The 24,461-nt window shown below is 64.9% G+C and carries 20 protein-coding genes; 7 read left to right on the forward strand and 13 right to left on the reverse strand.

Going from position 1 to position 24,461, the window contains the following annotated elements:
• The first annotated feature begins 46 nt into the window (after nt 1-46).
• The gene (gene hpt / locus FNA67_RS17155; protein ID WP_049706299.1) at nt 47-592 is read left to right on the forward strand and encodes a hypoxanthine phosphoribosyltransferase; all 546 of its coding nucleotides are present in this window, start codon (nt 47-49) and stop codon (nt 590-592) included.
• A gap of 7 nt (nt 593-599) precedes the next feature.
• Here hpt and FNA67_RS17160 read toward each other — a convergent pair whose 3' ends face one another.
• The 7 genes from FNA67_RS17160 to FNA67_RS17190 form a co-directional block, all read right to left on the reverse strand.
• The gene (locus FNA67_RS17160) at nt 600-2,051 is read right to left on the reverse strand and encodes an HlyD family type I secretion periplasmic adaptor subunit (protein WP_082202215.1); all 1,452 of its coding nucleotides are present in this window, start codon (nt 2,049-2,051) and stop codon (nt 600-602) included.
• On the reverse strand, nt 2,048-4,201 hold the full coding sequence (locus FNA67_RS17165; RefSeq protein WP_147657182.1) for a peptidase domain-containing ABC transporter: 2,154 nt from the start codon (nt 4,199-4,201) through the stop codon (nt 2,048-2,050). Before FNA67_RS17165 ends, FNA67_RS17160 begins: the two co-directional genes overlap by 4 nt.
• 39 nt (nt 4,202-4,240) lie before the next feature.
• Nucleotides 4,241-4,561: a hypothetical protein gene (locus tag FNA67_RS17170; protein WP_049706301.1), complete on the reverse strand. Its 321-nt coding sequence runs from the start codon at nt 4,559-4,561 to the stop codon at nt 4,241-4,243.
• The gene (locus FNA67_RS17175; protein WP_244616378.1) at nt 4,551-5,813 is read right to left on the reverse strand and encodes a GTP-binding protein; all 1,263 of its coding nucleotides are present in this window, start codon (nt 5,811-5,813) and stop codon (nt 4,551-4,553) included. Before FNA67_RS17175 ends, FNA67_RS17170 begins: the two co-directional genes overlap by 11 nt.
• Before the next feature lie 9 nt (nt 5,814-5,822).
• Nucleotides 5,823-10,988, reverse strand: coding sequence for a DUF4082 domain-containing protein (locus tag FNA67_RS17180; protein WP_147657184.1), 5,166 nt, complete (start codon nt 10,986-10,988; stop codon nt 5,823-5,825).
• Between the two features lie 114 nt (nt 10,989-11,102).
• The gene (locus FNA67_RS17185) at nt 11,103-11,330 is read right to left on the reverse strand and encodes a DUF4287 domain-containing protein (protein ID WP_147657186.1); all 228 of its coding nucleotides are present in this window, start codon (nt 11,328-11,330) and stop codon (nt 11,103-11,105) included.
• A 98-nt stretch (nt 11,331-11,428) separates the two neighbouring features.
• Nucleotides 11,429-11,863: a PACE efflux transporter gene (locus FNA67_RS17190; protein ID WP_049708110.1), complete on the reverse strand. Its 435-nt coding sequence runs from the start codon at nt 11,861-11,863 to the stop codon at nt 11,429-11,431.
• A 101-nt stretch (nt 11,864-11,964) separates the two neighbouring features.
• Here FNA67_RS17190 and FNA67_RS17195 point away from each other — a divergent pair, with 101 nt between their 5' ends.
• Together FNA67_RS17195 and FNA67_RS17200 are read left to right on the forward strand one after the other, a co-directional pair.
• A complete protein-coding gene (locus tag FNA67_RS17195) occupies nt 11,965-12,861 on the forward strand; it encodes a LysR family transcriptional regulator (protein ID WP_147657188.1) in 897 nt (298 codons plus the stop codon).
• 64 nt (nt 12,862-12,925) lie between these two features.
• Nucleotides 12,926-13,960: a Gfo/Idh/MocA family protein gene (locus FNA67_RS17200; protein ID WP_147657190.1), complete on the forward strand. Its 1,035-nt coding sequence runs from the start codon at nt 12,926-12,928 to the stop codon at nt 13,958-13,960.
• Here FNA67_RS17200 and FNA67_RS17205 read toward each other — a convergent pair.
• Nucleotides 13,957-15,711, reverse strand: coding sequence for a chloride channel protein (locus FNA67_RS17205; RefSeq protein ID WP_371874390.1), 1,755 nt, complete (start codon nt 15,709-15,711; stop codon nt 13,957-13,959). The two genes, FNA67_RS17200 and FNA67_RS17205, sit on opposite strands and share 4 nt — an antisense overlap.
• A 169-nt stretch (nt 15,712-15,880) precedes the next feature.
• Here FNA67_RS17205 and mepA point away from each other — a divergent pair, with 169 nt between their 5' ends.
• Complete coding sequence (gene mepA / locus FNA67_RS17210; protein ID WP_147657194.1) at nt 15,881-16,735, forward strand: penicillin-insensitive murein endopeptidase; 855 nt, start codon at nt 15,881-15,883, stop codon at nt 16,733-16,735.
• Here mepA and FNA67_RS17215 read toward each other — a convergent pair whose 3' ends face one another.
• Nucleotides 16,736-17,983: an MFS transporter gene (locus tag FNA67_RS17215; RefSeq protein ID WP_147657196.1), complete on the reverse strand. Its 1,248-nt coding sequence runs from the start codon at nt 17,981-17,983 to the stop codon at nt 16,736-16,738.
• Between the two features lie 182 nt (nt 17,984-18,165).
• Between FNA67_RS17215 and FNA67_RS17220 the strand changes: the two genes are divergently transcribed.
• The 3 genes from FNA67_RS17220 to fabA all read left to right on the forward strand — a co-directional run bounded on the left by FNA67_RS17220 (nt 18,166) and on the right by fabA (nt 20,242).
• Nucleotides 18,166-18,648, forward strand: coding sequence for a winged helix-turn-helix transcriptional regulator (locus tag FNA67_RS17220; protein ID WP_147657198.1), 483 nt, complete (start codon nt 18,166-18,168; stop codon nt 18,646-18,648).
• Nucleotides 18,649-19,097: 449 nt separating this feature from the next.
• The gene (locus FNA67_RS17225; protein WP_147657200.1) at nt 19,098-19,703 is read left to right on the forward strand and encodes a TetR/AcrR family transcriptional regulator; all 606 of its coding nucleotides are present in this window, start codon (nt 19,098-19,100) and stop codon (nt 19,701-19,703) included.
• Nucleotides 19,704-19,711: 8 nt separating this feature from the next.
• Nucleotides 19,712-20,242 carry a bifunctional 3-hydroxydecanoyl-ACP dehydratase/trans-2-decenoyl-ACP isomerase gene (fabA, locus tag FNA67_RS17230; protein ID WP_147657202.1) on the forward strand — a complete coding sequence of 177 codons (531 nt, stop codon included), beginning with the start codon at nt 19,712-19,714 and terminating at the stop codon, nt 20,240-20,242.
• A gap of 3 nt (nt 20,243-20,245) precedes the next feature.
• On the opposite strand, the gene FNA67_RS17235 is transcribed toward fabA, so the two are convergent.
• The 4 genes from FNA67_RS17235 to FNA67_RS17250 form a co-directional block, all read right to left on the reverse strand.
• Nucleotides 20,246-21,325: an ABC transporter ATP-binding protein gene (locus FNA67_RS17235; RefSeq protein WP_147657205.1), complete on the reverse strand. Its 1,080-nt coding sequence runs from the start codon at nt 21,323-21,325 to the stop codon at nt 20,246-20,248.
• Between the two features lie 27 nt (nt 21,326-21,352).
• Entirely contained in the window at nt 21,353-22,207 is an 855-nt protein-coding gene (locus FNA67_RS17240) for a carbohydrate ABC transporter permease (RefSeq protein ID WP_049706313.1), read from the reverse strand.
• Nucleotides 22,197-23,135 carry a carbohydrate ABC transporter permease gene (locus FNA67_RS17245; protein ID WP_049706314.1) on the reverse strand — a complete coding sequence of 313 codons (939 nt, stop codon included), beginning with the start codon at nt 23,133-23,135 and terminating at the stop codon, nt 22,197-22,199. The genes FNA67_RS17240 and FNA67_RS17245 overlap by 11 nt, the downstream gene beginning before the upstream one ends.
• Nucleotides 23,136-23,219: 84 nt before the next feature.
• The gene (locus FNA67_RS17250) at nt 23,220-24,437 is read right to left on the reverse strand and encodes an ABC transporter substrate-binding protein (protein ID WP_147657207.1); all 1,218 of its coding nucleotides are present in this window, start codon (nt 24,435-24,437) and stop codon (nt 23,220-23,222) included.
• Nucleotides 24,438-24,461 lie beyond the last annotated feature (24 nt).

Consider the following 24,461-nt stretch of genomic DNA (forward strand, 5'->3'; position numbering starts at 1 on the left):
GAATCCTTATAGCAATCGCGTCGCATTTTCGGGGGCCTCGAGCCACATGACTGCCAAGAACTACGTGATCGACGAACTGATCTCGGCCAAGGCCATCGCAGCCCGCGTGGAGGCCCTGGCCCGCGAAATTTCCGAGTTCTACAGCGACACCGAAAAGCTCGTCGTCGTCGGCCTGCTGCGCGGCTCGTTCATCTTCATTGCCGACCTGGTGCGTGAACTCGACCTGCCGGTGGAGGTCGATTTCCTGGAAGTCTCCAGCTACGGTAACTCCACCGAATCCAGCCGCGAAGTGCGCATCCTCAAGGACCTGCGCGGCGAGATCGAACATCGCGACGTGCTGCTGGTCGAAGACATCGTGGACACCGGCTACACCCTCAGCCACGTCCTCGACATCCTCAACACGCGCCACCCCAAGCGCATCGAGGTCTGTGCCCTGCTCGACAAGCCTTCACGCCGCGAAGTGGACGTCAAGGCACGCTGGATCGGCTTTGAAATCCCCGACAAGTTCGTGGTCGGCTACGGCATCGACTACGCCCAGCGCAACCGCAACCTGCCCCATATCGGCGCGGTGCGGTTCATCGATCAGGACTGATTCTCCCTCACGGCTCGCGAATGCTGTCGTCGAGGCCGCGCAGCAGCGGGTAGAGGAAGTACGAGATCACCGTGCGCGTCCCAACCTTGATTTCGGCGGTAACCGTCATGCCCGGCAACAGGTGCATCGGACCTTCCTTGGTGTCCAGGCTCGCCGCATCGAGCGGGACCCGCGCCTTGAAATAGGGCAGCGCCGCCGCTCCCTGCGCGCCCGAGGCGGCATCGGGTGTGAACGCGTCCCGGCTCATCGTACGGATCGTGCCGGTGGCGGTGCCGAACTTCTGGAACGGGTAGGCATCGAGCTTGATGCGCGCCTCGTCGTTGACCGCCACCTGGCCGATGTCGCGGGCATTGACCGAAACCTCGGCCTCGAGCGGCACGTCGACCGGCACCAGCGTCACGACCGGCTCGGCCTCGCGCACCACCGACCCGATGGATTTGGCCGCCATTTCGAGCACCACCGCGTCGGCCGGAGCCGTCAGCGTCACCATGTTGCGCCGCAGCTCCATCTTCTTGAGCTCCTGGGCGGCCTCGTCGCGCTTGCCGCGGAAGTCGACAAGCTGCTCCATGGTCGTGCGGCGATAGTCCTGAATGAAAGCCTGGCGGTCCGCCTCGAGCTTGGCCACGGCGTGCTCGGCCTCCGCTCCGCTGCCGGCGATCTGCGCCCGCGTTGCATCGACATCGAGCCGCGCATTGCGCGAGTTGAGGAGGTCGAGCAGCGAACCATTCTGCTTGTCGTAGAGGGCCTGCCGGGTCGACTCGATCTGCGCCAGCGTTTCGGATTGGTTGGCGAGGACAGCGGCCTGCGTCTGGCTGGAATCGATTGCCGCCTTCTGCACCGCGATCTGCTGGTCGAAATTCTGCAACTGCGCCTGGTAATAGGCTTGCCGCTGCCCGAAGAGCTCGACCTGCAACTGCTCCTCTGCGGACGGCCCGGCGAGCTTGGCATAGTCGGCCCCGTCGAGCTCAGCCTGCGTCCGCGCCACCTGGGCGTCGAGCACGGCCAGGCGCGAGCGCTGCTGGTCCACGTCGGACTGTGTGAAGGTCGGATCGAATGTCACCAGCGTCTGGCCCGCCTTGACCACATCGCCCGCCTTGACGTCGATGGTGCGGATGATCGAGGTCTCGATCGGTTGCACCACGATCGTCGGCTGCGTGGTCACGAGCTTGCCCGGCGCCACCACGATCTCGTCGATCGAGGACACCGACGCCCAGACCACAGTGGCGATGAGGAACGCGGTGATGGTGTAGAGCGTCATTCGCGCCACGCGTGGCGGCACCCGCTCCTCCAGTTCCACCGCATCGCTCTGGAACTCGGAGATGACATGGATCGGCTTGCTGACTTCGCCTGCTGGCGGCACGGCCTTCGGCTTGCCACGCTTACGCGGGGCGGCCTTCTCGGCCTCCGGCTGTGAAGTTTCTTCGGCCTTGGCGGTTGCCTGGTTCACCTTGGGGCTCATGCGACCTGCCTCGTCTGCTGGTTCCACAGGTGCCGGTAGGTGACGCAGCGTGTGAGCAACTGTTCGTGCCGGCCGACATCGGCCACCCGGCCGCGTTCGATCACGAGGATCGCGTCGGCATCGGTGAGCGTGGACAGCCGGTGAGAGACGATGATGACCGTGCGACCCTTCGAGATCAGGTCGAGGTTACGCCGGATGATGGCCTCGCTCTCCGGATCGAGGGCGCTGGTGGCCTCATCGAAGATCAGCAGGCGCGGGTCGGTTATCAGCGCACGCGCGATCGCCAGTCGCTGCTTTTGCCCGCCTGAGAGGTTGGTGGCATTTTCCTCGAGCATGGTGTCATAGCCACGCGGCAAGCGCTCGATGAACTCCTCGGCGCCCGCCATCCGAGCGGCCTCAGCCACTTCCTCGAATGTCGCGTCGGGGCGTGCTGCCGCGATGTTCTCGCGCACCGTGCCGTGGAACAGGAAATTGTCCTGCAGCACCACCCCGATACTGCTGCGCAGATGCACAAGGTCGAGCTCGCGGCTGTCGAACCCATCCATGCGCACCAGCCCCTGCTGCACCTGGTAGAGCCCCTGGATGAGGCGCGTGACCGTAGTCTTGCCCGACCCGCTCTTGCCCACGATGCCGAACACGGTGCCGGCGGGAATGGAGAAGGAGACGTTGTCCAGCGCCGGCGCGCCGTCGGCGCTGTAGCGGAACGAGACATCCTCGAACTCGATGCGCCCGGTCAGCGTCGGGCGCAGCCCGCGCCCACGGCCGAACTGCTCGGGCTGCCGGTTCATCACCTCGCCCAGCATACGCACGGAAAGCGCCACCTCCTGGTATTCGTGCACCATGGTGACGATCTGAACGAGCGGGCCGGAGACGCGGCCGGCGAGCATGTTGAAGGCCACCAGCGCGCCGATGGTCATCGCCCCGTTGAAGACGTCGAGCGCTCCCAGCCCGATGATGGCGACGCTCATGAGCTTTTCGACCAGCGAGGTCAGCGCCTGGGCAGCGGTGGAAATCTTGTCGACCTGGAACCGCACGGAGATCGCCTGGGCCGAATAGTCGTCCCAGACCTTGCGCTGCCGCGGCTCGAGCGCCAGCGATTTGACCGTGCGCATGCCGTGCACCGTTTCGACCAGCAGCGCCTGCCGGTCACCCTCGGCCTTGTAGAGGTCCTTGAGGCGGCGACGGAAGGGCCCGATGAGCAACAGCACGATCACCCCGACGAGAAGCGCAAAACCCACCACGACAAGTGTCAGCTTGACGCTGTAGAGCAGCAGCACCGGCAGGAAGACGAAGAGCGACAGGCCATCGAGCAATGTCAGGAACAGCCGCCCCGTCAGGAATTCCCGGATGCGCCCGGTCTGCTGCATGTGCTTGACCAGCACGCCGGCCGAAGCCTGTTCGAAGAGCGCGATCGGCAGGTTGAGCAGATGCCCGAAGGTGCGGGTGGCGACCCTTATGTCGATGCGATTGGTGGCGTAGAGCAGCAGGTAGCGCCGCAGGTAGGTGAAGATCGCATCGAACACCAACGCCGCAGCGATGCCGATGGTGAGCACCACCAGGGTCGCGTAGCTCTCGTGGATCAGGACCTTGTCGATGACAAGCTGGAAAAAGATCGGCGTGGCCAGCCCCAGCGCGTAGAGCACGATTGCCGCCATCGCCACGTCGCCGAAGAGCCGGCGCTGCTTGAAGATCTCGGGCAGGAACCAGCGCAGGCCGAAGGGTTGATCGGGATCGCCCAGTTTGAACGTGCGCTTGAGGAAGATGACCTCCCCGCTCCAGCGGCTGGTGAACTGCTCCTTGCTGACCAGCAGCGGTTCGGGGCGCTTGGCTAGCGGATCGAGCACCCGGATTGCGTCCGGTTCGGCCCCCTCCACCACATCGCCCGGCCCGGCGATGATCACCCAGTTGCCGTTATTGAGCAGCGCCAGCGCCGGATAGGCGTCGCGCAGCTTGATCAGTTCGCGCCATCCCATTCTCGCCGAGCGCGCCCTCAGCCCGCCTTCCTTGGCCATGCGAAGGATCTGTCGGCTGCTGACGGCCTGGTCGCCCAGCGCGTAGTCGTGGATCAGCCGCTCGGGGGCCATGTCGACCCCGTGATGGCGGGCGACGAAAGCGAGGCAATGGACGCCGGTATGGGAGGTATCACTCATGACTGACCACAAGACTTACGCGGGGGGAAGGACGACCCGTCAGTTGAAGTTGGGCGAAGCGTTCGGAGCCGGAGGCGCCGCAGCTACCTCGGGCGCGACCGGCGCCTCTGCGGTCTGGCCGGGCGCGTCGTTGACGCGCCGGATGGCCCCCGCTTCCACTAGCCCCGCCTGCGCCTTGTGCATCAGGTCCACCGCGTTGGCGAAGGCGTCCACGGGCATGACAATGCGCTGCCGGAACACGGCGCGCGGGTTGCCCTTTTCATCCTTTTCGGTCGGGGAAAGGCTCACCAGGTTGATCCTGACGATCGAGCCGGTCACCGTGATTTCGCCGATACCATCGGCATAGAGTTCATCGTGCATGGTTTGCTCCTCGATGGGATTGGCTGTGGATGTGGGCGAGGGCGTTGGGCTGCTGCCAGGCCGGCAAAGGATCGGCGAGCCCACGCCAGTTGTCCGGTTCGAACTGTCCCTGGGCGCCGACGAGGCACGCATCGAGCGATGCCGTGATCGCCGCGCGATCGAGTCCGGTCCCGATGAACACCAGCTCCTGCCGGCGATCGCCCCATTGCTCGGTCCAGTAGCGGTCGAGCAGCGTGCGGAACTGCGGATAGGGCGGCCACTGGTGCTTGGGTACCGCCGCCCACCAATAGCCCTTGGCCTCGCACCGGCTCTGCGCGCCCGCAATCGAGAGCACACCGGCCCAGTCCGGGCGCGTCGCCACCCAGAAATGGCCCTTGGCGCGAATGACGCCCGGCCAGCCGCGCTTGACCAGCGCCAGAAAGCGTTCCGGGTGGAAGGGCGCTCGGGCGCGATAGACGAAACTGCCGATACCGTATTCCTCGGTCTCGGGCACATGCCCTTCTGGGTTGTAGAGTTCCTTGTGCCAGAGAGGATGGGTGGCGGCCTTCGCCTCGCTGAAGAGCCCGGTATCGAGCACCTCGCCCATCTCCACGTCACCGAAATCGGTCTCGATGACGCGCGCGTCCGGGTTGAGTGCCCGCACGATGCGTCGCACCTCGTCGAGCCGTTGCGTCGGCACGCTCGAAATCTTGTTGATGACCACCACGTCCGCGAATTCGATCTGCTCGACCAGAAGGTCGATGATCGTGCGCTCGTCATCCGCGGCGCGCACCTCGCCGCGATCCTTGAGCAGGTCGCTTCCCGAATAGTCGGCCAGAAGGTTGGCGGCATCCACCACCGTGACCATGGTGTCCAACCGCGCGAAATCGGCCAGCGCCGAGCCCATCATGTCCCGGAACGAGAAGGTGGCAGCGATGGGAAGCGGCTCGGCAATGCCAGTCGCCTCGATCAGCAGGTAGTCGAACCGCCCCTCGCTGGCCAGCCGCCTTACCTCCCCGAGCAGATCTTCGCGCAGGGTGCAGCAGATGCAGCCATTGGTGAGTTCGACAAGCGTCTCCTCGGTCCGCGACAGGTCCGCCCCGCCATCGCGGACTAAGTCGGCGTCGATATTGACCTGGCTCATGTCGTTGACGATGACCGCGACCCGTCGGCCTTCCCGGTTCATCAACACGTGGTTGAGCAGCGTCGTCTTGCCCGCGCCGAGAAAGCCGGTGAGCACGGTAACGGGCAGCTTTCCAGCCGGTTTCGCCAAGGTCTGCATCTAGGCGGCCAGCGGCTGGAACAGGACGTCGACGTAATAATTGGTCTTGTTGTAGGTCGATGTCGGGAAGATATCGCCGGTGCCGTAGGCGTATAGCCCGTTGATGTCGGACGCTGCCGTCAGGTGCCCGTTGGTGATGTCGGCGGTGAAGAAATTACCCGTCGCGCCATAGGCTCCGTTCGAACCATAGGACACCACGTAGTCGGTATTGGCCGTGATCGACACCGGCTGCGTGAGGGTAACGGTCTGCCACCCGCTCGCGCTTTCATCCGTGGTCGTACCGCTGGCCAGGAGCGTTCCGGTCGAGGTCCACAGGTTCGCCGTGTGCGTGGTGTTGTCGTTGGCAGCCTTGTAGAACCGGATTCCGGTGATGTTGCCCGCCACGTCTGCCTGGAACTGCATGCCCAATTGCAGCGGGATGCCGTCCGAGTAGGTCTGGGCCGGCGCGTCGCTGGCCGAGAAGAGGCTCTGTTCCACCGGCGCTGCGACCTGCAGCGACACTTCGGCCGACGAGAGCCCGCCATGACCATCCGAAATGGCGTAGGTGAAGGTCGCCGCGCCCGAGTAGCCCACATTGGGCGTGAAGGTCACAACGTTGTTGACCGCGTCGAAGGTGACCGAGCCGTTCGAAGCCCCGCTCACCCCGGTAATGGTCAGCGGATCGTTGTCCGCGTCAGTATCGTTGGCCAGCAGCGTCGAGGCCGAAATTGCCAGCGGCGTGCCTGCGGCAGTTGTCAGGCCGCTGTCGGCATTGGCCACTGGATTGTGGTTCGTGCTGCCCTGGGTATAGACGACGTCCACCCAGTAATTGGCGCTGTTATAGGTCTGGGTCGGGAACAGCGTGCCGGTCCCGTAGCCATAGATGCCGTTGCCGCCGCTGCTGGCACTCGACAGCGCGGTCAGGGGTCCGCTGGTGTGATCGTTGGTGAAGTAGTTGCCGTCCGCCGCGTAGTAGCCGTTCGAGTGGAACGAGGCCACGTAGGTGACGCCGGCCGTGACGGAGATCGGGGCGTTGAACGTAACGACCTGCCAGCCGCTCGCCGTCTCGTTGGTGAACGTGGCCGTTGCCAGCAAAGTGCCGGTCGAGGTCCACAGCGACCCGGTATGCGTGCCCAGGTCTTGGGCGCTCTTGTAGTACTTGATGCCCGTGATCGTGCCGTCCGCCGAGACGGTGAACTTGACACCCAGTTCGACCGAATTGGGGTCGTAGACCGAGCCGTTCACCGGCTGGTCCGAGGAGCCGAAGAGCGAATAGGTCGTCGAACTCGAAGTAACCGCCACTGAAACGGCGCCCGTCGCCGACCCACCCTGGCCGTCCGAAAGCGTGTAGCTGAACCCGCCCGCGCCCGAGAAACCGGCATTGGGGGTGTAGGTAATCGTGCCATTGACGGCATCCAGGCTCACCGTGCCGTTATTGGCTGCCGAGACGGCCGTGATGGTGAGCGCATCGCCATCGGCGTCGCTGTCATTGGCCAGCAGCGAGGCCACGGCAATGGTGATCGGCGTGCCCATTGGCGTCGAATAGCCGGTATCGGCACCGGCTACAGGGTTATGGTTGCCGCCGCCCAGGCTGTCAAAGGTCACGTCGACCCAGTAATTGGTGGCCCCGAAGGAATCGCTCGGGAAGACGCTTGTGGACCCGTAGGCATAGACCCCGTTTCCGCCCGCCGCCGTGCTCGAAGGCGCCATCACCGGGCCGTTGACGACATTGGTGGCGAAGTAGTTCCCGTCGGCCATGTAGAAACCGTTCGAGTGGTAGCTCGCCACATAAGTGACATTCGCGCTGACCGAAATGGCGTTGGCGAAAGTCACGGTCTGCCAGCCGCTTTCGGTTTCGTTGGTGAAGGTCGCCGTCGCCAGCAACACGCCAGTCGAAGTCCAGAGCGAACCCGTATGGGTGCCGGTGTCCTGGGCGCTCTTGTAGTAGCGCAGGCCGGTGATGGTACCGTCCGCAGCCACCGTGAACTTGACACCCAGTTCCACGCCCGCGGAATCGTTCTGGGGCGTACCCGTGGGGGCCGTTTCGAGCGAGAAGAGGCTGGCGCCCACGACGCCCTGCAGCACCTCCACGGTGACGTTGCCGTTGGCCGTGCCGCCGCGTCCATCCGTAATCGAATAGGAGAACGAAGCCGTTCCCGAAAAGCCGCTATCGGGCGTGAAGGAAACGATCTTGGTCGTAGCATTGAATGACACGACGCCATGGACGGCATTGCTGACCGAGAGAATGCGCAAGGCATCGCCATCGGGGTCGGTGTCGTTCCCGAGCAATTGGGCAGCCCGATACTCTGCCGTCGCGTTCCACCCCGCACGCACCGTGTCATCGAACGCCGTCGGCGCGTTGTTGGTGGTGCTGGGCGTGAAGACCACGTCGACCCAGTAGTTCGAATTGCTGCTCAGGGACGGGAAGAGGTAGGCGTCGCTGCCATAGGCGAACGCACCCGCGCCGGCCGAGGCGCTGAGCACCCCACTATCGTAGGACGCGTTGAAATAGCCTTCGTCGGCCGAGTAGTAGCCGCTGGTGTGGTAGGAGGCGACATACTGCTGGCCCGCCTGCACCGTGATCGGGTTCGAAAAGGTCAGGGTTTGCCAGCCGGTGAGCGTTTCATCCGTGAACGTTCCCGTCGCAAGCAGCGTGCCGGAGCTCGTCCACAGGCTGCCCGTATGTGTACCGCCATTGAGCGGGCCCTTGTAAAAGCGGATGGCGCTGATCGTGCCGGCCGTTTCGGCCGTGAACTTGACACCCAGCTCCACCGAATCCCGCTCGTACTCGACCAGTTGCGCGGGGGCATCGGCATAGGTCCAGAGGCTCGAGGTCGAGGGCAGCGTCACCTGGATGCTGACATTGGCCGAGCCGGCCCCGATATTGAGGCTGTCATCGGTGGCTCTGGCGGTGATCTGGTAGGTGCCGCTCGCCTGGGCGATCCAGACATAGCTCCAGTTCGTCGTGCCCGTGGCCTTGTGCCAGGTGATGCCGCCATCGACCGACACCTCGATGCCCGCCACCCGTCCGCCGCCGAGATCCTGTGCGGTGCCGGTGATGGTGAAGCGCTGGCCTTCCGTAAAGGCGGCTCCCGCCGTGGGATTGGTCAACGCCGCAACCGGCGCCAGCGTGTCTGTCGATTGCGTAGCCAGCACCAGGCTCGCGTCGAGCGTCGTCGGCTGCACGCCCATGTCGGCGAAGAGGTTGACCATGGCCTGCTGCACATTTGGGTCCACCGGGACGCCTTCGAGGTCGTGCTGCGCGTTGAGGCCCCACGACCACATCACCGAGCCCGCGCTGAACACCAGCGCCCCGCTCTCCTGGTCGCGATACATGGTCAGGCTGTGCGTGGCCGTGCCGCTGCCCACCGTATTGCCGTAGTCGAGCAGGTAGGTGTCCACGGAGATGGTGGAGAGCGAGAGGTTGATCAGGCCCGCCGGGCGGAAGCCATTATCGACATCCGAGTTCCACTCATAGCCCAGCAACCCGTTGACGAGCTCAGCCGTATCCCCCGGCTGCGTGTCGGAAATGGCCGTGTTGCGCCAGAAGCGGAGCTGGGTCATGTCATAGGGAATGGTCATCGTGTCCGAACGCCACGAATCCACGGTGAACATCGTGCCCAGGAGCGAATTCTCGGGCTCCTGGCCCGGATCGGCGAAGCGCGGATCGCGCCAGGTGCCGGTGGCGCTGTCGGCCGGGTTGATCTGGGTATTGGCCCAGGTGTCCTTGTAGCAAACCATCGTGCGGTAGGGCGTGCCGTTGCCGTCGATGCTGTCGGTCCACTGCACCTTCCAGTAGCAGTCATTGCCGCCCAGGAACGCAAGGTTGACGCCCGCGTCGCGCGCCGCCGTCACATTCTCGCGCTGCTCGGCGGACCAATACTCGTCGTGGCCCACCGAGAGATAGACGTCGTGGTTGAGCAGCAGACTGCCCGAACGCGCCGCATCGACGCCCGAGATGTAGGTAACGTCGTACCCGTTCTGCTCCAGCCACTGGATCGCCGGAAACTCCTCGCCGAACACGAAGTCCTGCGGACCGGCCAGCAGGAACCCGGTATTGGTCGAGGTGATGATCGGCCGGTTGTAGCTCACCGCATAGGCGCGCCCGATGGCCCCCAGGCCGCAGCCGCAATTGGGCGGCATGTAGGCGATCATGTCATTGGGATTGAGCGGGGTCGTCCCTCCATAGAGGTTGGCACCGCCCCAGGGATTGTAGGCCTGCCAGGTGGTGTCGGAAGTCTGGAAGACGATGTCGCTATGCGCCGAGTCGTCGCGCACGATGAAGGGGATGATGTTTTCGCCCGCCGTCCCGTCCTCGCGAACCAGCTTGGCGAAATACACTCCCGAAACCGCGTCGGCCGGAATGTCCCAGCTTGCCGAAACCGACCAGTTGCCCGCATCGATCAGGCCGATGGAAGCATCCACGATCGGGTGCGGCTGGATCTGCGCGCTGTCCAACTGCTTGTCGACCACGTCGACCAGTCGCGCGCCATCGCCGCCGTAATAGCCCATTCGATAGATTTCGAGGCGATAGTGGGTAGAATCGGTGGCGATCTTGAAATCGACCGTCCCCCCGATATTGGTGCTGATTTCGGTGGCAAAGCCCTGGATGTTGGCATCGCCGATATCGCTCTGCAGTGCCCAGACGCTGCGCGGCGTACCCTGCTTGAGGTTTTCGAGCGCAATCTTGTTGAGCGCTGGTGTCGTTGTCAGTTCCGCAACGACTGGCGCGGCAACCGAGAACGCTGCGACCTGGGGCGCCGCGTCGGTCGTCACCGCCGGATCCGTCGTCGGCGCCACGCTGTCGATGCTGATCGAGAAGGTGCTGGCGCTGCTGGTCGTATCGAGCGTGGCGGCCTGGACCTGCGGCGCGATCGAGATGCCGTCGAACGAGAGCGAGGTCATCACCACCGTCGTGCCGCCGCCAAACATCTGTTGCGGCGTGAAGTTGGGCACGCCCGAGGTTCTCGGTGCCGGATGAGCCTGCCCGCCGAGCACGCCGGCGCTATGGGCCAGCAACTGGGGCGTAGCGTGATCGGATCCGCCCGTGCCGGCTGACGCGGCGCCGCCGCCGGCACTGCCGGTATCGCCCTTGGGTCGGCTACCGCCGTCGGGCAGCGGATCGGCGAGGTTCCCGCCGAATACGCTCAGGAATTCATTGTCGTCTTTGCCACCAGTCTTGAGCATGGCCCACCGCACCGCTTCCGGTACGTCCCAAGAATCCAACTATGGTGACAATCTGCCCCTCTCGCGCGTGAACCGAACAGTAGTCCATTTGGACTGTTTGACGTCGCGACCGCCTCAGTCGCCCGGCTTCTTCTTGCCGCTCAGCAGCGCGTAGATCGCCATGGCGTGGCCATGGCCGAGTTCGAATTCATCGCGCAGCCATTCGACGATCTGTCCGGCCTTTACCTCGGGCTTGAGCCGCCCATCGACCGAGAAACCCTTGGCGTCCGCCATGGCCTGGAAGTCCTCCGGCCCCTTGCCGGTCTTGGCCTTGATGGTGTCGAGGTAGCCTTGAAATGTCATGTCGTCCTCCAGCGATTTGGTCGCCGGGACTGTGGCCGATCCGTTGCCGCAAGGGAACGGACCCATGCCGTCCCACGGGCGCGAAGGTGTGGAAAGGTTCAGCCGGCAAACGCCGGCTGGTTGCTTCGCACCGGGAAGACCCGGTCGTAGGCTATGTTGAAGACGAAGGCGTAGACCACGTAGAAAACCACCATCGACATATCCATCAGGAACGCCTGCACCAGGCTCACGCCCAGGTACCAGGCGATCATCGGCAGCAGCATCGCCAGCAGCCCTATCTCGAAGAGAACCGCGTGCGCCACGCGCACCGCCACGCTCTTGCGGGTATGGCCTTGAAGGCGCAACAGCGCATGGTCGAAACCGAGATTGAACACGAAGTTCCAGAGTGTCGCCACGGTCGCTCCCACGATGCCTATCACGCCCATATGGGCGGCAGGCAGGCCGAAAAGGTAGGAGCCGGCAGGAATCACGATCGCCAGGCCGACGATCTCGAACATCAGGGCATGACGCACGCGGTCAGGGAAAGAACGCATTGCCACGGGAAAATCCTCGTTTCTTTCGTTGTCATTGACGAGGCGCTTTCTATCGGCGATATCGATGAAATCAAGTTAGCTACCATCTCCAATATCGATAGATGAGCATTTCACTCGATCAACTGGAAGCGTTCGTCGCAGCTGCCGAGCACGGCTCGTTCTCGGGCGCGGCGCGCGCCCTGCGCAAGGCGCAGTCCGCCGTCAGCACTCATGTCGCCAACCTCGAGGTCGATCTGGGCCAGCCCCTCTTCAGCCGGGCCGGTCGCAATCCAGTGCTAACGGCCGCCGGCCAGCGCCTGCTGCCCGAGGCACGGGTCATCCTCGATAGGCGCGAGCACCTGATCGGCGTGGCCCGCAGCTTCCAGGCCAATATCGAAACCCGTCTGGTCGTCGCCATCGACGAGCTCTTCCCCGAGCGCGCCGTCGGACAGCTCTTCGCCGACTTCGTGCGGCACTTCCCCCATGTCGAGCTCGAACTGGTGTTCCCGCTCATGGAAGACGTCAGCCGCATGGTGCTGGCCGGTCGCGCCGATATCGGCGTTATGTGGCGCCAGGAAGCGCTGCCGACCGAGTTGGGCTTCCAGACCATGGGCTGGGTCCCGCTCAAGCTGGTGTGCGGCAGGCATCATCCTCTGGCCGGGCTGCGCGTGGATTGGGAAGACCTCAAGCGCTACCGGCAAATCCTCGTGGCCGCCCGCAACGACGGTCCCGAGAAGCAGCGCCTTCGCATTGCGGCCGAGGTCTGGTGGGTGGAAAGCCATTGGGTCATCCTGCAACTGGTCAAGCAGGGCATAGGCTGGGCGCTGGTTCCCGACCACATCATCGCCAACTCGCCCGTAATCGATGACCTCGCAATGCCCGAATTGCAGTTCGACGATGCCGACTGGCCCGTCGCGCTCGAAATGGTCTGGCACAAGCAGCACCCCTTCGGGCCGGCTGCTGAGTGGCTGCGCGAGCGCCTGGCGGCAACCCGTATCGGGCCAGACGCCGCACCATGAACACGCGGTTTCCCCTCGCACCGCATCGGGTGCTACTGCTCCCTCCTGAGGCTGGGAGAATCATATGAGCGTTCTGCGGGTAGGTATCATTGGCTTGGGCATGGCGGTGGCACCGCACGCCGAGGCGCTTCTGGCTCTTCCTGGTCGCATCGAGGTGGTTGCCGCATTCAGCCCCACCGCCTCGCGTCGCCAGGAATTCTCAGATCGCTACGGACTGCCCGTCGTCGACAGCCTTCAGGCCATCCTGTCCGATGCCTCCATCGACGCGGTGCTGATCCTCACGCCCCCCTCCAGCCATCTCGAGCTGGTTGAGCAGGCCGCCCGGGCCGGCAAGCACATCCTGCTGGAAAAGCCGCTCGATATATCCACCGAACGGGCCGAGGCCGTCATCGCCGCGGCACGCGACGCAGGCGTCAAGCTCGGCATCGTTTTCCAGAACCGCTTTCGGCCAGCGAGTCTTGCCCTGGCAGAACTGCTCTCGCAGGGCCGGCTCGGCGACCTCATCTCCGCGTCCGCGCGTCGAGACAACTGGCGCACGCAGAGCTATTACGATGAGCCCGGCCGCGGCACGCTCCAGCGCGACGGCGGCGGCGTCCTCATGAACCAGGCCATCCACACGCTGGACCTTCTGCTGTCCTTCGCAGGCACGCCCCTCGAGGTGACCGGCTATGCCCGGACCAGCCCCATCCACACCATGGAGACCGAGGATCTCGCCGCCTGCGTCCTCCGCTTTGCCAACGGCGCGATCGGCACGATAAGCGCCACCACCTGCGCCTATCCCGGGCTGCCGGAGCGGATCGAACTGATCGGCACGAAGGGAACGGCGGTCCTCATCGGTCCGCACCTGAGCGCCCAGTTCCAGGACGGGACCAGCCTCACGGTCGGAGACCCGGACGCCGGCCGGCTTGCGGATGCACAGATCATGGGTTTCGGCCACCAGTTGCACGAGGCCTTGCTGAGCGACTTCGCCGAAGCCATCGCCCAGGACCGCTCGCCCCGGATCACCGGAGAGATGGCGCTGAGGGCCCACGATCTCATCGACGCCATCCTGCTCTCCTCGCGCGAGGGCCGCGCCGTGACGGTTCGCGACCGGGCCTAGCCGGTCAGATCCTTCCATCCCTTGTCGAGTTCGGACGTATACCGCCGCAGGAGATAGGCCTCGGTCAGCAGGCCGATCACCTGCCGGTTGCCAAGATTATCCACAACGGCCAGCTCTTCGCTGCTGGCCTTCTCGAACATCGCGGCGGCATCGGCCACGTTGAGGCCCGGCAGCAGGAAGCGATCCTTGTACTTGAGCAGGCGCGCGATCGTGTTGCCGGCCTCCGCCTCCCCTTCGGTGGCGCCGTAGGCCTCCGCGACCAGCACGATCCCGGCATAGCGCCCCTTCCTGTCGGTGGCGATGACGCGTTCGGTCGAACCGAGCGGATACTTCTGCCGGAAGGCCTCGATCGTCGTGTCTTCGGGCACCGTCTTGACGTCGGCACGCATCATCTTGCCCACGGTGAGGTTCCGTAGCCGGCCCACGTCGTGCGGCGCCCGGATGGTTTCGCCGCGCAAATGCAGGCGCCAGGTCGAGAAGGAATAGCCGAAGGTCTCGCGCACGAAGATCGACGAGAAGGCCGACGCCACCAGCACCGCAGCGCTGATCGCCAGATCGCCCGTCGTCTCGAGCACCAGGAACGTCATGGTGAGCGGGCCGCCCACTATACCCACCGCCAGCGAGGCCATTCCGACCAGGCTCGAAATCACCGGATCGATTCCCGGCGCCAGACCCGAGGTCGCGATCCCTATCGCGAACAGCCGGCCGAAGAGCGCCCCCAGGAACAGCGAGGCAAAGAACAGCCCACCGCGAAAACCCGCCCCCAGCGACAGGCTGGACGCGGCAACCTTGAGCACGAAAAGCAGCGCGATAGCGCTGACGTCGGCCGCCTGGATGAAATGCACCTGGAGCGCGCCGTGACCCGATGACAGCACCGCCGGCGTGATGAGCGCGAGCGCGCCCACGGCCGCGCCACCGATGATGGGGCGCAAGGGTTGCGGACAGCGCAGCCAGCTGAACCCTCGCTCCACCTGGGTCACGAGCAGCATGATCCCCACCGCCAGCGCTCCCCCGACGATCCCGAGCGCCAGGAACGCGGGGATATCCGCCGATGCCAGCGGATTGATGCCGCCGACTTCGATGGGCGTCTGGAACGCGCTCAGGGCACGTGCCGTGAACGTCGCCGCCAGCGAAGCGGCGATGACGGGCGCTAGCAACGCCACCGAATAGACCCCGATGATGAGCTCGAACGCGTAGAATGCGCCGGTGATCGGGGTGTTGAACGCTGCCGCAATGGCGCCCGCAGCCCCGCACCCGACCAGCGTGCGGATCTCGTTGCGCCGCAGCCGTAGGAACGCCGCCGCCTTCGATCCGAGCACCGAGGCCATCTGCGTATAGCCCGCTTCCAGCCCCACCGAGGCGCCGAACCCGCTCGAGATGATGATCTGCCCCGTCACGATCAGGCTTTCGCGGAAGGACATCTGCCCGCCATGGATCGCGTTGGCCTCGATCGGGTCGACCGGGGGTCGCGCCCGGAAGCGGCGCGAGAGGATGATGCTGATGGCCAGCAGCGCCCCACCCACCGCCGGCACCAGCGCAAGCCATGGCGATTGCAGCACGGCTTGCGCGCTCAGTCGGGAATCGCTCGGCAGGTTGAAAAGCAGGTGATGCAGCGCATTGACCAGCCACCCGATGGCGGTGACCACCAGTCCGGCCGCAACCCCCACGCAGGCGCCAAGCACCACGATGAACACGTTGCGCAGCCTGCCCGATATGAGCTTACGCAGCCTGGGCAAGATGCGCTGTTGCAGCTTATTCACGTCAAGAGCCTCTGAATGGCCCTTTATCGCGCCCAGAGGTTGATATTCCGTCTCGCTCCAGCGCGTGCAGGCCACGTTTGGTAATCGTGATCGCCCCATAAATCGAATGGCGGCGGGATCACGTTATGATCCACCAAACTGATTCACTTCCGGTGCACAGATGAACCTTCCCCGCCTGCTTGGTTTTGCCTCGATCGCCCTATGCCTGCTGCTGACGTCCGCCAACGCCCAGCAACCGGCCCGTGACCTCTTCGGAGCAATGAGCCAGCCCACGGGCGGTCCCTCCATTCCCGTGGGAAGCTACGCCAAGGGGTGTATCGCCGGCGCCGTGCAATTGCCCACTGATGGACCGGGCTGGCAGGCCATGCGCCTTTCGCGCGACCGCCGTTGGGGAACGCCCGAGCTCGTCGGCTATATCGAAGCACTGGCAGGGTCCGCCGCGCAGGACGGTTGGCCGGGCATCATGGTGGGCGACATGGGCCAGGCCCGTGGGGGCCCGATGAAAAGCGGGCATGCCTCCCACCAGATCGGCCTGGATGTCGACATCTGGCTGCAACCGATGCCGAACCACACGCTGAGCGCCGAGGAGCGCGAGAAACTGAGCGCCGTTTCGGTGCTCCGCAAAGGCACCCGCGAGGTCGACCCGAAACGGTTCGGGGAGGCCGAACGCCTCCTTATCTATCGTGCGGCGCAACTGCCAGGCGTCGCGCGCATTTTCGTCGCCCCGGGGATCAAGAAGTCGCTCTGCGCCATCACCTGGCGGGATCGCAGCTTCCTCCACAAGATACGCCCCTGGTACGGCCACGACGACCATTTCCACGTGCGCCTTTCCTGCCCGCCGGGGGTCGCGTCCTGCCTCGATCAGAACCCGATCCCGGCCGGTGACGGGTGCGGCGGCGAACTCGACTACTGGTTCACCGACGCGCCCTATAAGCCCAGCACCAGCCCTCCTGCCCCGCCGCTGACGCTGGCGGACCTTCCGAAAGCCTGTGCGGCGGTGCTCAAGGCCCACTGATCAGGCGGGCTGCAGTTCCCCTGGGCCATCGCCCTCCTGCGCCTTGGCGGGGGGCGGAAAGGCCAGCGCCATCCCGGCCGCTGCCACCCCGACCGCGGCCGAGGCGATATAGAGCCAGTGATAGCTGCCGAACGTGTCGTAGAGCCAGCCGCCCCCGACGGGACCGAAGGCCATGCCGATGCTCGATGTCATGGTGGCGGCCCCGAGCACCGTCCCCATCACGCGCGGCCCGAAATAGTCGCGCGCCAGCACCGCATAGAGCGGCATAACCCCGCCATAGGCCATGCCAAGGATCACGGCGAGCATGTAGAAATGCGTCAGTTCGGAGACGTAGATGTAGGTGTAGATACCCACTGCCTGCAGCGCCAGGCCGCCCACGATGACGCGCCGCACGCCTAATCGATCCGCCAGGATGCCGAACACCAGCCGCCCCACCAGCCCCGACACCCCTTCGACGCTGTAGATGCTCGCCGCCGCCAGCGCCGAGGCACCGCAGATCATGGCATAGCTTACCGTGTGGAAAATCGGCCCCGAATGGGCCGCGCAGCAAAGGAAGAACGTCGTCGCGAGCACGATGAATTGCGGCGTGCGCAGCGCGGCCACGGCGGCGCTGCGCTGCTTGGTCGGCGCTGCTGCCTCGGTCGGCGCTTCGCTCGTCGCAACGGGAGCGGGCGCGTCCTCGACCAGGGGCGGGCGACGAATGAAGAGGCTGGCCGGTATCAGCAGAAACAGCGCGCCAATGGCGATGGTTAGCATGGCGCTGCGCCAGCCATTGGTCTGTATGAGGTAGCTGGCAAAGGGCGTGATGACCATGGGAGCCACGCCCCCGCCCACCGAGACCAGCGAAACCGCCAGGCTGCGATGCTTGTCGAACCAGCCGACGGTCGCCGCCATGATGGGCGCGAAGAAGGCGCCTCCCGATGCCCCCACAAGGCCGCCATAGGCGAACTGAAAAACCAGCAGGTCCGTTGCCCGGCTGGCGACGACGAGCCCGGTCACCAGCAGAACCGAGGCCGCCATGACCACCGGTCGTGCCCCGATGCGATCGCTGAGCGTGCCCCACCCGAAGCCGGCCACGCCCATTACGATGAAGCCGACCGTCATCGCCGCCGAGATACCGGCATGGGTCCAGCCGGTTTCCTCTGCAATGGGTTGAAGATAAACGGGCAGCGCGAACATCGCCCCCATCGCCACACAGGTGATCAGCGCACCCGCCGCCACCATGACCCAACCGTAACGCGTGTTCATTTCTCGGTTCCTCCGGACCTTCTGAGCACTAGACGAACAGGCGATGTGAAATTCGACAGCCGGCGCAGTTTTTCTTCCGGGCTTGCCTTGGACAGCTATCGACACCATAACCACTTGTGAAGTGCAAGCTGTACCCCAACCCGATACCACTTGTAAACTGCAAGTAGTCAGGAACCCCGCCTATGGACGAAATCAGGTCCGGATGCCCGATCAACCTCTCCGTTGAACTGCTGGGAGACCGATGGAGTCTGGTGGTGCTGCGCGACATGATGTTCGGCAACAAGCGCACCTATGGGGATTTGCACGCCAACTCGCTCGAAGGCATCGCCACCAACATCCTGGCCAATCGCCTCAAGCGCCTTGTTGGCGAAGGCCTTGTAACGGCTGCCCCCGACCCGACCCACAAGCAGCGCACCATCTATAGTCTCACCGAAAAGGCGATCGCCCTTGTGCCGGTCATGGTGCAGCTGGGCGCCTGGGGCGCTCATTATCTGCCGGCCAGCCCGCAACTGGCCGCAAGGGCCCTGCTCCTCGAAAAGGGCGGGCCGCAGATGTGGGCCGATTTTCGGGATGAACTGCGCCACCTGCACCTCGACGCCCCCGCCCCGTCCCGCTCGGTCCTTGCCGAACTCGACCGCGCCTACGAAGAGGCCGCCGAGGCGTGACCACCGCGCCGCCGCACGCAGCCCCGTTCGCCGGTCCGGCGCACCCAACCGTATTCGTCCCCTTCCGATCACCGCCCCGTGCGGCCCCACCCATCCGCCCTTGCCGACGCCGTCTCCTCGGGGCCCTTCTTCCACGTGGCATTCACCCGGCCTTCGCCCCTGTCTTCACGCCTATCTCCCCCGGTCTTCACCGAGCATTCGCCGTTGTCTTCTCGCCTATCGCTTCTGCGATCTTCGCCCCCGGATTCGACCCTCAGCTCCCTCACCCCCTCGCCCTCATCTCTCCCCCTCATCTCTCCCCCTCGCCCTTCCGTCACCCTCGCACTCACCCCTCACCCCTCACCCCTCACCCCTCACCCCTCCTTCCCCTTTCTCACGCCGCCCCTCCTCCCCCAATTAGCTCACCCTTCCGTGTTGAATTGAATTCAATTCAGCACTACAAGTACGGTATGACCGACACACGCACCAAGCTGCTTGCAGCCGCCCAGCAGGAACTTGTCGAAGGGCACGGCCATCTCGAGATGCAGGGCGTCGCCCGGCGGGCACAGGTATCCGTCGGCCTGGCCTACCACCACTTCGGCTCCAAGGCCGGGCTCGTCGCCGCCGTGGTCGAGAACTTCTATAACGAGCTCGATGCCGTGGCTTTCGGCGGCGCGCGCCTCGTGTCCCCGACCTGGGCCGGCAGGGAGAAGGAGCGTATTGGCCTCTACCTGCGCTTCCACTACGCGCATCCCTTCGCCCCGCTGGTCGTGGGCGCCTTGAGCCGGGCGCCGGAAGTTCTTGAAGTGGAGGCCGCCTTCACCAGCCGGCAGCTCGCCGACGGCGCCCGCATGCTCGAGGCCGCCAGGCGCGATGGCCGCGTTCCTGCCGATATCGATGCCCACCTCACCATCGCCCTCATGATCGGCGGCATCCGCCAGGCATTGCACGGCGTCCTTTCCGGCCCGACCCGGCCCGATCCCGCGACGCTCACCGACGACATCTGGCGTTTCATCGCCGCAGCCTTGCGGCTCGAGGACGATGACGAAATCCAACCGCCCGTCCCCTCCCCATAGGCAGTCCCGTGCACAACCCTCATGATTTCCACGTCCCGCAGGCGAGCTACTCCAGGGATGACCTGCTCCGATCGAGCGCCGGCGGCTATTTCGGCCCCGGCAACGCGCAACTCCCTGCCCCGCCCATGCTCATGATGGATCGCATCACCGCCATCACCCTGGATGGCGGCCGGCACGGCAACGGCCTCATCGTCGGCGAACTCGATATCGCGCCCGATCTCTGGTTCTTCGCCTGCCATTTCGCTGGCGATCCGGTCATGCCCGGCTGCCTGGGCCTCGATGCCATGTGGCAGATGATCGGCTATTGGCTGGGCTGGTCAGGCTCACCCGGCAAGGGCCGCGCGCTCGGCGTGGGCGAGGTGAAGTTCAGGGGGCACATCACCCCCGAGACGCGGCTTGTGCGCTACGAGGTCAGCCTGCGCCAGGTCCGGCGCGGCAAGCTGGCGCTCGGCATCGCCGATGGCGAGGTCCTGGCCGATGGCCAATCCGTCTATTCGGCCAGGGACATGCGCGTCGGCCTGATCCCGCCCAAGGGCTGAGTCTCAGCCCGGCGACAGCGCAAGCCGCGCGCCCGTCTCCCGGCAGAAGAGGTTCACGCGCTCAGGCAAGCTGGCGATGCCGATGGACGACCCTACCGCCCCCGCGAACCGGTCGCGCAGCACCACCACGATGGAATTGGCGCCGACCTGCACCTGCACATGCGTCTCCGCACCCGTCGGCTCGACATTGACCACCGTGCCGCTGATCGCGCCATCCCGGGTCACGATCTGCTCGGGCCGGATGCCCATGGTCACCGACCGGCCCAGATGCGCGCGCGCTGCCTCGGCAAGGCTCCAGTCCGCCCCGCCATCGTCCCGGAGCACGACCGTTCCATCCTTTTCCATTACCGTCCCCTCGATGAGGTTCATCGACGGCGAGCCGATGAATCCGGCCACGAAACTGTTGGCCGGGTTGTCGTAGATCTCGAGCGGCGTGCCCACCTGCTCGATCTTGCCGGCGCGCATCACCACGATGCGATCGGCCATGGTCATGGCTTCCATCTGGTCGTGGGTGACGTAGATCATGGTGGACCCGAGCCGCTGGTGCAGCGCCTTGATCTCGCTGCGCATCTGCACGCGCAGCTTGGCATCCAGGTTGGAGAGGGGCTCGTCGAACAGGAACACGGCCGGGTTACGCACGATGGCGCGGCCCATGGCAACGCGCTGACGTTGCCCTCCCGAGAGCTGTCGCGGATAGCGATCGAGGAGCGGCTCGAGCGCCAGGATACCGGCGGCACGGTTGACGGCTTCCTCGATCTCCTTGCGGCTGCGGCGCGCCAGCTTGAGGGAGAACCCCATGTTGTCGCGTACGCTCATATGCGGATAGAGCGCATAGGACTGGAACACCATGGCGATGTCTCGCTCCTTGGGCTCCAGTTCGTTGACGACGCGCCCGCCGATATCGATGTCGCCATCGGTGATGCTTTCGAGGCCCGCGATCATGCGCAGCAGCGTGGACTTACCGCAGCCCGAGGGACCGACCAGAACCACGAACTCCCCGTCCTGGGCGGCGAGCGAGACGCCGTGCAGCACTTCCATCGTGCCGTAGGACTTGACCGCGTTGCGGATCGTTACACTTGCCATTGTTGCTAGGCTCCCGTGTTTGCGCCGCTAGCGGCCGCCCATGCCGGCGTTGAGGGCAATGCTGTTGTAGATGAGCTTCTGCAGCAGGATCGCGAGGATGATGCCGGGAAGCATGGAAAGGGTGGCGCCCGCCATGATGTAGTTCCAGGCCGTCGACTGCTGGGTCTGGAAGAGCGTCAGCCCGACGGGCAGCGTGGCGTTCTCGGCGCCCGTCATGACGATGAGCGGCCAGAGGAAGTTGTTCCACTGCGCGATGAAGGTGAAAAGAGAGAGCAGCCCGATCGCCGGCATCGACAGCGGCACGATGATGCTCACGAGGATGCGCAGGCGCGAGGCGCCATCGACCCGCGCCGCCTCTTCGAGCTCGTTGGGGATGGAAAGGAAGAACTGGCGCAAGAGGAATGAGCCGAACGTGCCGAAGGCGACAGGCAGGATCACCCCCTGGAAGGTGTTGACCATGCCCAGGCTGTTGATGATGAGGTAGAGCGGGATGATGAGCATGATGCCCGGCACCATGAGCGTGCCCAGATACCCCATCAGCAACAGGTCGCGCCCGGGAAACCTCAGCCGCGCGAAGGCGTAGCCCGACAGGCACGAGACGACCACGGTAATGGCCGTGACGCTCGTCGCGATGACGAAGCTGTTGAAGAAGAAGCGGCCGAAGGGCTGCTCCGTCCACGCCTTGGCGAAATTGTCCCACTCGAAGACCGACGGCAGGAGCCGCACCGGAATGGCCAGCACCTCGGCATTGCTGCGCACGGCGTTCGACACCATCCAGAAGAACGGGAACAGGAACAGCAGTGCCACCAGCGCCAGGGCGCCGTGATTGAGGATATCGAGCACCAGGGCCCGACGCGCAGCGGCTTTGGACTTAGTTGTCATAATGCACCCACTTGCGCTGGAGCCAGAACTGCATGGCGGTGAGCGCCATGATGAGGGCGAACATGACCCAGGCAATCGATGAGGCGTAGCCCATCTGGAAGGCCTGAAAGCCCTTCTGGTAGACCGCGTAGCCGAGCGTGGCCGTGGCCGAACCGGGCCCGCCGCGGGTCATGACGTAGATCTGGTCGAAGACCTGGAGCGAGGTGATGGCCGTCATCACCGTGCCGAAAAACAGCGTCGGCGAGATGAGCGGCAGGCGGATTCTCCAGAACCGGTCCCAGGCCGTCGCGCCATCGATGCGCGCCGCCTCGAGATAGCTCGCAGGCACCATGTCGAGAGCGGCGTTGAAGAGCACGGTGTTGTACCCGACCCCGGCCCAGAGCGAGACCACCACGACCGCCTGCATGGCCAGCGTCTGATCGGTGAGCACGCCCGGCACGGTCCAGGAGAGCGCGCGCATCATGGTATCGAAAAGCCCGTCGGGCGCGAATATGAGCATCCAGACGATGGCGACGGCGATGGTCGGGGTGAAGGTCGGGAGGAAGAAGATCACCCGGAACCATCGCTGCCCCATCTTGAGGCTGGAGATCCAGACAGCCAGCCCCACGGAAATCACCAGGTTCAGCACCAGGTATTCGGCCGTGAAGAACAGCGTATTGCGCAGGATCGTCCAGAACTGCGGGTCGGCCGTGAAGAGCCGGACATAGTTGGCAAACCCCAGGAACTGCGGTTTGCCCAGCAGCTTCCAGTTGGTGAAGCTGAGCACGAGCGATGCGACGATGGGCACGACCAGGAAGAGAGTCACCCCGATCAGGCTCGGCAACAGGAAGAACAGGGCCGTACGCCCTTCCCGGGCGTCCAGTCGGCTTCGGCGCCGGGTGGTTGCAGCCGAAGCCGTGCTGGCGGCGGTTTCTTGCGCGATTGTCATGGGGCTCCTCCCTTCCGGCCGCGCCTCCGCACGCTGCCGGCAGTGTCGGTCGCCCGGCCGGACTGGCCAGCCGGGCGGCTTAGCTTACGGCAACTGGCTCTGGATGTCCGAGAGCGTCGCGTCGGTGGTCTTCTCACCGGTCAATGCCAGCGGCATGTACTGGGTGATCAGGTTCTCGAACTCGTTCCAGTTCTCGTTGATGCGGAACGGGGTCGAGTGCTCGAACGCATATTCCAGCGTCTCGCGAGTGCTGCTCACATCCTTGGCGGCCACGTCGTACCAGTAGGTCTGCTCGGCGAGGCGGCCGGGCAGCGCGCGGCCGGCAGAAGCCAGGATCTGGGCGGCCTTCGGACCCGTCAGCACCTGCAGAGCCTTGTAGGCTTCGTCCTTGTGCTGGCTGGCGGCCGAGATGCCCCAGCCAGAACCTGCGGTGATGAAGCGCGAAGCGCCTTCGCCGCGCGGCAACGGGGCGACGCCCATCTTGAAGTTGACCGCATCCTTGGTCGAGATCAGCGACCAGGGGCCATCGATATACATGGCCGCATTGCCCGAGGCGAAGCGGCCGCTGGCGGTGGCGGCATTGGTGCCCGAGGCAAAGACCGGCGAAGCCTTGTCCTTGGCGACGAGGTCGACATACTTGCCCACCGCGCCTTCATAGCCGGCATTGGTCAGGTCGAACTGGTCGGAGTCGTTGAAGTACTCCGCGCCCAGGGCAACCGGGGCGGCGATGAAGTCGAAGGCCTGCACGGCATAGCCGTAATTGTCGCCGCTCGTGAGCTTCTCGGCGGCCGCCTTGAAGTCATCGAACGTCCAGTCCATGGCCGGGTCGGCCAGGCCTGCCTCGGCGAACTTGTCGTGGTTGTAGAAGACGATCCACGGGCCCACGTCATAGGGCAGCGCATATTGCGTGCCGTCGTAGGAGAGCCCCTTGATAATCGAGGATTCGAACACCGACGTGTCGAACTTGTCGGAGGCAAAGTGCGCGTCGAGCGGCTCGAGCAGGCTGTAGAAGCTGGGCATGCGCATGGACTGCATGGCCACCAGGTCCCCGATCTGGCCCGACGAGGCGAGCACCGGCAGGCGCGTCCAGTAGTCGTTCCAGCCTGAGATCTGCGGAGTAACCTTGATGTTGGGGTATTCGGCGGTGACCAGGTCGGCAAGGCTCTGCCAGAGCGCGGTATCCTTCTCGTCGCCCCACATCTGCCAGGTCAGGTTGACCTGGTCCTGGGCATGGGCGGCGCCGATGGCGAACAGGGAGCTGCCGGCCATCGCCGCTGCAGCAAGAACAATCGATAGTCTCATAACGGGTCTCTCCTCGGTGACTTT

Source organism: Youhaiella tibetensis, from assembly GCF_008000755.1.
Taxonomy (GTDB): domain Bacteria; phylum Pseudomonadota; class Alphaproteobacteria; order Rhizobiales; family Devosiaceae; genus Paradevosia; species Paradevosia tibetensis.